Annotated in this window: 1 protein-coding gene; it reads right to left on the bottom strand. The window is 48.3% G+C overall.

Annotated elements, in window-relative coordinates; genetic code table 11:
* Positions 1-302 precede the first annotated feature (302 nt).
* Positions 303-493: hypothetical protein (locus tag J5M56_RS24630; RefSeq protein WP_207938015.1), on the bottom strand; the 191-nt coding region annotated here is incomplete at its 5' end.

Genomic DNA, 493 nt, shown 5'->3' with positions numbered 1-493 from the left:
GCCTGCATCTGCTCAGCACCAGGTGTACAGCTCCCGCGAAACGTGCTGCTGGCTCAGCCACAACTGACTCCTTGTCATGATCATCTATGAGACCCGGAGTTATCAGAAGTCGATGGGACGGTTCCGCCTAGACTCGATTGCAGCGATATCCAGCAGCATCTCGTAACATAGCTGGGGCAGTGAATTGGACATAAGTCTGTTGGCGCTAAGATTAAAAGAGACGAAATACAAACGCCATCGCTCGAATCCAAGCCCAGCCAATCAGATGCCTAAAATACTTCCCACCCCATAAATAAATCGTTTTACTCCCGCTTCCGCGTGGCCGTGGAATGAACTAGATCATTACGCTGTTGCTCCATGATAGTTTTACTAATTGAACTTCGCTTACGATCTAGCCAACCGGCCTGACTTAACATATTTCCCACTTCCATCGATGTGCGCCAATACTCCAACAATTCTTCTTGGCTATTTTCGGACTGACCAACGACTAATG

This window comes from Pseudomonas sp. 51_B (genome assembly GCF_017491595.1).
Taxonomy (GTDB): Bacteria; Pseudomonadota; Gammaproteobacteria; order Pseudomonadales; family Pseudomonadaceae; genus Aquipseudomonas; species Aquipseudomonas promysalinigenes.
This window is presented reverse-complemented; position numbering and strand designations above follow the sequence as displayed.